General features: G+C 56.3%; 1 protein-coding gene. It reads right to left on the reverse strand.

What is annotated here, in order from left to right:
- Positions 1-2: 2 nt before the first annotated feature.
- A complete protein-coding gene (locus CXP40_RS23545) occupies positions 3-956 on the reverse strand; it encodes an IS1595-like element ISAchd1 family transposase (RefSeq protein WP_106735686.1) in 954 nt (317 codons plus the stop codon).
- Positions 957-1027: the final 71 nt, after the last annotated feature.

Below are 1027 nucleotides of genomic sequence, written 5' to 3' on the forward strand. Positions count from 1 at the left end.
GGCTATGTCTGAGTTAACTGTTGCATATCCCTATACCCCAACGCCTCTTTCAAGCAAATCAATGGGTTGAGCTGTGTTTTGTAGCGCTCAAGCAGGCGGCGCCAGCCCAGGTAGTTCGTTAGGTACTTGGTGGCCACACCATGAAAAGGGGTCATCCAGCTCTTGAGTCGGCTGTCGTAGGCATTCACGTTCTGGATGTGGAAAGCACCATCAACCCGTCGATTCTGGCTCGGGTTAATCGGTCGGTGAGTGATGCCTTCAACCTTGGCGAAATGGGCGTAGACACTTGCGCTGTCAGTACAGAGAATCGCATCCGCGTCTATCAGCGGGCGTAGCCGCTCCCCTATGTGCTGTGCATCCAGCTTTTCCAACTTGAAGTCTGCCTGCTGACCACTGCGATCTCTTACCACCAGCACAGGAATTTGCTCGGCAGACAGTCCGCGTCGTTTGGCGCTGCCACCGCGCCGACGAGGCGGTCGAGGCAGTTCGCGTTGCCCTTTGAAGGACTCCAGGAAGAAGGTTTCATCTGCTTCAACAATGCCTGACGCGTGCTGGGCCTGGTGATCGGCAATCCGAGAAAGAAACCTATGTCGCCACAGGAAAGCTGTGTTTTTGCTGACGCCACAATGAACGGCGGCCTTGCGCACGCTCAGACTCTGGGTCAGTGCGTCCGCATAGTCTTGCCAGAGATGGCGCTTTCTCAGTCGCGCCATTGGGGTGCCCGTCAAGGCATTGCTGGTTTTGCCGCAAACCTTGCAGCGGTATCGCGGCAAGTCACCACTGGAACCCCAGGGGCGCAGTTCCCGCGATTGACAATGCGGGCAATGGCTTGGGGCCTTGATTGCGTCCTGCGAGTGCCTGGCAGCTGGCAAGAGCTTGGATCTCAACTGGTCGCGTTGCTCTGGGTTGAGGCTGGAGAGCTGTGCCATCCACCGCGAAAACTGAACCGCTTTCATGATAGATCCCTCATGCTGGGAAAGATCACGATTCAGTTTAGACCACTGCAACAGCTAACTCAGACAGAGCC

The sequence above is a fragment of the Pseudomonas sp. YY-1 genome, from assembly GCF_002843095.1.
In the GTDB taxonomy this organism is placed as follows: Bacteria; Pseudomonadota; Gammaproteobacteria; order Pseudomonadales; family Pseudomonadaceae; genus Aquipseudomonas; species Aquipseudomonas sediminis_A.